General features: G+C 69.6%; 6 protein-coding genes and 1 rRNA gene. 4 read left to right on the top strand and 3 right to left on the bottom strand.

The genetic code is table 11. The features are described 5' to 3' along the window. Together AB0J09_RS53170 and AB0J09_RS53165 are read left to right on the top strand one after the other, a co-directional pair. A partial coding sequence (locus tag AB0J09_RS53170) for a helix-turn-helix domain-containing protein (RefSeq protein WP_360709706.1) occupies positions 1–955 on the top strand: 955 nt, incomplete at its 5' end. A 196-nt stretch (positions 956–1,151) separates the two neighbouring features. After that, positions 1,152–2,186, top strand: a complete 1,035-nt coding sequence (locus AB0J09_RS53165) for a methyltransferase (RefSeq protein ID WP_360709704.1) — start codon at positions 1,152–1,154, stop codon at positions 2,184–2,186. On the opposite strand, the gene trpS is transcribed toward AB0J09_RS53165, so the two are convergent. Then, on the bottom strand, positions 2,173–3,135 hold the full coding sequence (gene trpS, locus AB0J09_RS53160) for a tryptophan--tRNA ligase (RefSeq protein ID WP_360709702.1): 963 nt from the start codon (positions 3,133–3,135) through the stop codon (positions 2,173–2,175). The genes AB0J09_RS53165 and trpS overlap by 14 nt on opposite strands. Positions 3,136–3,403: 268 nt before the next feature. On the opposite strand from trpS, the gene AB0J09_RS53155 reads away from it, so the two are divergent. Then, the gene (locus AB0J09_RS53155) at positions 3,404–4,873 is read left to right on the top strand and encodes a phosphodiester glycosidase family protein (RefSeq protein ID WP_360709700.1); all 1,470 of its coding nucleotides are present in this window, start codon (positions 3,404–3,406) and stop codon (positions 4,871–4,873) included. Positions 4,874–4,991: 118 nt separating this feature from the next. Here the strand turns inward: AB0J09_RS53155 and AB0J09_RS53150 are convergent, their stop codons facing one another. Continuing rightward, positions 4,992–5,450, bottom strand: coding sequence for an Lrp/AsnC family transcriptional regulator (locus tag AB0J09_RS53150; protein ID WP_360709698.1), 459 nt, complete (start codon positions 5,448–5,450; stop codon positions 4,992–4,994). 96 nt (positions 5,451–5,546) lie between these two features. Between AB0J09_RS53150 and AB0J09_RS53145 the strand changes: the two genes are divergently transcribed. Next, positions 5,547–6,173, top strand: coding sequence for a LysE family translocator (locus AB0J09_RS53145; RefSeq protein WP_360709696.1), 627 nt, complete (start codon positions 5,547–5,549; stop codon positions 6,171–6,173). A gap of 47 nt (positions 6,174–6,220) precedes the next feature. Here AB0J09_RS53145 and rrf read toward each other — a convergent pair. After that, positions 6,221–6,309, bottom strand: a 5S ribosomal RNA gene (rrf, locus tag AB0J09_RS53140); the annotation flags it as partial.

The following is a 6,309-nucleotide window of genomic DNA, read 5'->3' as shown; positions in this document are numbered from 1 at the left end:
CACCACGGTCGGGGCGCGCGGGCAGGACTGGGGGCGGCTGATCCTGATCTGCGACTCGCCACCGACACCGCGCGACATGGTGCTGGCCGAGCGCGCCGCCACGACCCTCGCCCTGGGCCGCCTGCTGGAGCGCCACCAGGAGTCGCTCGAACGCCAGGCGCACGGCACGATCATCACCGGCATCCTGACCCACGCCTATGCCGACCCCGACGAGGCCGCCGCCCGCGCCCGCGCGGTCGGCGTACCCCTCACGGGCCGCAAGCTGATCAGCGTGGTCATCAGGCCCACCGACCCGGCCGACCAGGCGCTCGACGGCCAGGCGCAGCTCGGCGAGCTGGCCGAGGCCACCGCCGCCGCCTGCCGCGACGCCCGTCTGCCCGCCCTGGTCGGCGCGCTCGACCAGGAGCGGGTCGGGGTCCTGCTGCCCCTCCCGCCCCGCAGCCAGGCCGAGCCCGCGCTGACCGCGCTCTCCGAGCGGCTGCGCGTGCTGTGGCGGCCGAGCTCTTCGTTCGTGCTGGCGGCGGGCTCGGTGGTGGAGTCCATCAGGGACGTACGACGCAGCTTCCTCGAGGCCGAGCAGGTGGCCGACGTGGCCGTTCGCCAGCCGGACGGCCGGGCCTTCTACCGGCTGCCGGACCTGCGACTGCGCGGGCTGCTGCACCTGCTGCGCGATGACGCGCGGCTGCAGACGTTCGCGGAGCGGGAGCTGGGGCCGCTGCTGGCGCACGACGCGCAGCGGGGCGGCGACCTCACCCGGATCCTGCGCATCTACCTCGACGCGGGGCGTAACAAGGCGGTCGCCGCGCAGAAGGCCCATCTGTCCAGGCCCGCCTTCTACGACCGGCTACGCCGCCTGGAGCGCATCCTGGACACGGACCTCGACGACGTCGAGTCGTGCATGTCGCTCCACGTGGCCCTGCTGGCCCTGGAGTCCTTCCGCCGCGAAATCCGCTGACCGGTCCCTTATGGAAGGGAAAGGGCGCGAGGTGCGACGCCACTGACCAGCGAACCGCCAAAGGGCCCCGGCCGAAGTGCGCGACGTGCGCCACCGCCTCCAAAATGAGTGAGGCCGAGAGGGTCAGGACGACGTGGACCGCGCAGGAGACGCCGCGTACCGGATCCGCCGGTCGGAGTAGCCTACCGTCGCATTTGTGCCCCTCTTCTTCAACGCCCTCGAGGCGGCAGCGCACCGGCTGTCCATCGTGCCTCCGATGTTCGACTACTTCGGCGCCCTGGGTCTCCACACGCTCGTCGCGGCGGCCAGGATGGGCGTCTTCGACGCCCTGCGCGAGCACCCATCAACCAGCGGGGAGCTCGCCACCGCGCTCAGCCTGGATCCCCGCTCCACGGACGTGCTGTTACGCGCATTGACCGGGCTCGGTTACCTGCGCGCCAGGGGCGACCGGTATCGCCTCACCCGCGCGTCGAGGCTGTGGTTCGTGACCGACTCGCCGACGTCGCTGGTGGCGGGGCTGGAGTTCTGGGAACGTACTGCGTGCGTGATCTGGCCCAGGCTGGAGAAGACGGTACGTGACGGGGCGCCCGCCACGCCGTTCTACGCCCTGCTGGAGGGCGATCCCGACCTGTCGAGGTCGTTCCAGGCGTGGACGGCGGCGCTGGCCAGGCAGCAGGCCCCGGCGGCGGCCCGGGCCATCCCGGTGCCGCGCGGCTCCAGGCAGGTGCTGGACGTGGGCGGCGGTCACGGCCAGTTCAGCGTGGAGCTGCTGCGGCGGCACCCCCGGCTGCACGCCACGGTGCTGGACCTGCCGCAGGCGCTGGAAGCCGCCGCAGGCCATCCCCGGCTCACCGCGCGCGCCGGGTCGTTCCTGGACGACGACCTGGGCGACGGGTACGACATCGTCCTGCTGTTCAACATCGTGCACGGGCTGGACGACCAGGAGGCGGCCACGCTCCTGCGACGGGTGGCGGCCGCGCTCAACCCGGGAGGGACGATCGTGGTGGGCGAGCAGTTCGGGGACAGCGTCATGCCGGGCCGGGCCAGCCGCACCCTGCTGCACCTGCTCGACCTGAACTATCTGGTCGCGGCGGGCGGCAGGGTGCGGGACTTCCGAGACGTGTCCGGCCTGCTCCGGGACGCGGGCTTCCGCAGGCCCCGGCACCGCCGCCCCCTGCGCTCCGTGCCCACCGAACTGGCCGTCGCCCGGACTCCCTTCAGAAGCCCATAGCGGCCCGTACCTCGTCAAGCGTGGTGATCGCCCGCTCCCGGGCCTTCTCATTTCCGGCGGCCAGGACGCTCCGCACATCGGCCTCGGTGTGCTCGGCGCGGCGTTTCCTGATCGGCCGCAGGAACTCGTTGACCGCCTCGGTGACCAGGCCCTTGAGCGCGGCGGCGCCGCCGTACCCGATCTCCTCGGCGATGTCCTGCGGCGGGCGGCCGAGACAGAGGCCGGCCAGCGTGAGGAGGTTCGCCACCTCGGGGCGGTGTGTCTCGTCGAACGTGATCAACCGGTCGGAGTCCGTGCGGGCCTTGCGGATGAGAGCGGCCGTCTCGTCCTCGGTGGCCGACAGGGCGATCGCGTTGCCCCGGCTCTTGCTCATCTTGCCGCCGTCGAGCCCCTTGAGCATCGGCTGCTCTCCCATCATGGCCTCGGGCAACGGGAACACCTCGCCGTACCGCTCGTTGAAGCGGCGCGCCACCAGCCGCGTCACCTCTACGTGCGGCAGCTGGTCCTTGCCGACGGGCACCAGCGTGCCCTTGCAGAACAGGATGTCGGCCGCCTGGTGCACCGGATAGGTGAACATCAGGCCGCTCACCGCCTGCTGCGAGCTGTGTGCGATCTCGTCCTTGACCGTGGGGTTGCGGCCCAGCTCGGCCACCGACACCAGGCTCAAGAACGGCAGCAGCAGCTGGTTCAGCTCGGGGATCGCACTGTGCTGGAAGATCGTGACCTTGGCCGGGTCGATCCCGATCGCAAGGTAGTCAAGCAGCAGCTCGGTGATGTTGCGCTGGATCTCGCCGGGCAGGTCGCGGTCTGTGATCACCTGGTAGTCGGCGATCAGCACGTACATCGGGTACGTGTCCTGCAGTCTGACCCGGTTGGCCAGCGAGCCGAAATAGTGGCCCAAATGCAGGGATCCGGTCGGGCGGTCACCAGTGAGCACGACGTCGTTCATTCCGGTCTCTCTCCGTTAGGTCTTGCCGTCCCGGAGAGGACCCGCACGCTCGGAGGGCCGTCTCGGAGACGGCCCGTGCATGGGGATTCAGCGGCCGTCTGTCGGCCGCCACCACATGCTGATGCGTGTCATATACGAATGGTATCTGATCATAGCCGCGCGCGATGTCAATCTTGTAACCTCTTCTGCCGATTGGCGCGTTCGGCTGCCCTGGAGACCTTGATCTCGTCAGTATGGTGCGGTCCCTTTTCCGCCCTCTGGAGAATCCATGTCTCGACGCACCCTCGCCGGCGGTCTGGCCATAGCCGCCACCCTCACCCTCACCACCCTGCCCGCCTTCGCGGAACAGTTGTCGGTGGGGTTCCCGTCGGCCAAGTTCCCTCTGGGCACCAGGCCCGTGCCGACCAAGAAGGCGACCGCCGTCGCTCAGGGCATCGACATGTACGACGTGAAGGCCGGCACGTCGACCGACGGCTACACGGTGACCGTGCTGATGCCGAGCGGCCGCGACTACGGGATGCAGTCGACCGCCGAGACCAAGGCCGCCGAGGTGGAGGCCGCCGGGGAGACCCCCAGCGTGCAGAAGGTGATCCGGCCGAGCGTCGCCGACGCCCCCTCCCAGACCGTGTACATGGTCAGGGTCGGCCTCTGGTCCCTCGATGACAAGAAGAAGGCCGAGGAGACGGCCAAGAAACTCAAGGACGCGGGGCTGAAGGTCAAGGTCGACTACCTCGGCGACGACGGCCTCAAGACCACCGGTCCCTGGGACGTCAAGGTCGTGATGATCGACGCCAGGACGTTCCGCGGCTCGTACGTGTCCTCGCTCGGCACCAGCGTGGCCAAGCGGGAGACCGTCTCGTCGATGTCCAAGGCCCAGCACGCGCTCGTCGGGGTCAACGGCGGCTTCTTCAACATCCACACCGACAAGGCACTGCGTGGCGAGCCCGTCGGCGCGTCCGTGGTCGGGGGCAAGCTGCTCAGCGAGGCCGTCCCCGGTCGCTCGGCCGTGATCCTCAAGGGCCACACCGCCAAGATCACGGAGCTGGACACCAGCGTTACCGCGACCTCGCAGGACGGTCAGAAGACCAAGGTCAACGGGGTGAACCGGGCCGCCGCGACGGACGAGTTGGTGCTGTACACGGAGGAGTACGGAGCCAAGACGCCCACCGGCGGGACCGACGCCGTGCTCGACGCCAACGGCAAGGTCGTCGGCGTGCGCGAGTCGGGCGCCGCGGTGGCCGCGGGAACGCGGGTGCTGCACGGCAACGGCCTGGCCGCCGACTGGCTCAACGAGCACGCTTTCCAGGACTGGACGGTCAAGGTCGACACCAAGGTCGTGGACCTGCGTACCAAGAAGGCGGTCAAGCTGACCCCGGACCTGAACGTCATCGCGGGCAACGTCGGCCTCGTGCGCAACGGCCAGGTGAAGATCACCGCCAAGCGCGACGGCCACGACTCCGTGAACATGATCCTCCGCCGCCACCCGCGCACCCTCCTCGGCGTCACCAGCAACGGCAGCCTCATCCTGGCCGCCATCGACGGCCGCAACCCAGGTCTGAGCGTCGGGGCGAACTTCCACGAGGCCGCCCAGTTCATGCGATGGCTGGGTGCGAAGCAGGCCGTCAACCTGGACGGCGGCGGCTCGACGGCGATGGTGGTCGGCAACAAGCTGGTCAACCGGCCCTCGGACGGCGTGGAGCGCGGCGTGGGCGACGCCCTCCTGGTCCTGCCGCAGTAACCCATCACACACACGCGCGTCGCCCGGGTGACGGCCCAGCGCCTCCACCCGGGCGAGGCACGTCTCGGAAGGGCGTGCGGCCTCCTTCTGGGGCCGGGTCAGCTGGACGCGTACGGGCTCACGCGTCCAGCGGCAGTCCCGTGTCCGGTTTAACGGCCTTCATCGCGAGATGAGAGGTAACCTGCGCCACTCCCGGCAGCCCCGAGAGCGTCTCCGAGTAGAACCGCTCGTACGCCGCCAGATCCGCCACCGCCACCCGCAGCAAGAAGTCCGGGTCCCCGAACAGCCGGTGCGCCTCCACCACCTCTGCCATCCCCGCCACCAGCCGCTCGAACTCGGCCACTGTGTCGTGATCCTCGTACCTCATCACGACCGTGACGAACGCCTCGAACCCACGCCCCACGGCGGCCCCGTCGAGCAGCGCTCGATATCCACGGATGACGCCGGACTCCTCCAGCTGCCGCACCCTGCGCAGGCACGGCGACGGCGTCAGCCCGACTCGGTCGGCCAGCTCGGTGTTGCTGAGCCGCCCATCCCGCTGCAGCTCTTGAAGGATCCTGCGGTCGACTCTGTCCACAGCGCAATATCCTGCCACTTCTGGGGCCTGGCCAGCACGAATGCACCATCGGGTGCCAACCCTCCTCTATTACCGTCACGTAAGGAGGTGGAACCCATGGACACCCGACTGCTGCTGCTCTTCCTGGGCATGGACCTACTGCTCATCTGCACCCCGGGCCCCGACATGCTCTACGCCATGGCCCGTTCGCTCGGCCAGGGCCGGCGCACCGGGCTGACGGCGGTGGCGGGCATTTGCTCCGGCTACGCCGTACACACCGTTCTGGCCGCCGCCGGCCTCGCCGCCGCATTCCGCGCGGTCCCCGCCGCACTGCCCGCCATGCGGTACGCCGGCGCCGCGTACCTGATCTTCCTCGCGATCAGGACCCTTGCGTCACTGAGGAACCCCGCCACCCAGCCCCCCGGCGCGTCCCCTCAGCCCACGGGCACGGTGTTGCGGCAGAGCATGCTCACGGCCCTGCTCAACCCGAAGGGCGTGCTGCTCTACCTGTCGCTGATGCCGCAGTTCATCTCCACGGGAACCGGCGTCCCGTTGGGCTTCCAACTCGCCTTCCTCGGCCTGCTCCACGTCGTGAACTGCGGGATCCTGTACGGCCTGATCGCCCTGGCCACGGCCCGCGCCAGCCACGCCCTGACGCGAACCCCGAAGGCCGCCCGCCGGATCTCGGCCGTCTCGGGCACGATGCTCCTCGTCGTCGCGGCCGCCACCCTCGGCACCCATTGAACACAAAAAAGGGCCACCCCGAAGGGTGGCCCTTTTATTAAATATTTGTGCGGCGGTGACCTACTCTCCCACACCCTCCCGAGTGCAGTACCATCGGCGCTGGGAAGCTTAACTTCCGGGTTCGGAATGTAACCGG

Source organism: Nonomuraea sp. NPDC049784 (assembly GCF_040659615.1).
Lineage (GTDB): Bacteria > Actinomycetota > Actinomycetes > Streptosporangiales > Streptosporangiaceae > Nonomuraea.
This window is presented reverse-complemented; position numbering and strand designations above follow the sequence as displayed.

Coding starts and splice junctions, on each gene's coding strand:
- trpS (WP_360709702.1), bottom strand. CDS start 3,135: ATGAACGACGTCGTGCTCACTGGTGACCGCCCGACCGGATCCCTGCAT.
- AB0J09_RS53155 (WP_360709700.1), top strand. CDS start 3,404: ATGTCTCGACGCACCCTCGCCGGCGGTCTGGCCATAGCCGCCACCCTC.
- AB0J09_RS53145 (WP_360709696.1), top strand. CDS start 5,547: ATGGACACCCGACTGCTGCTGCTCTTCCTGGGCATGGACCTACTGCTC.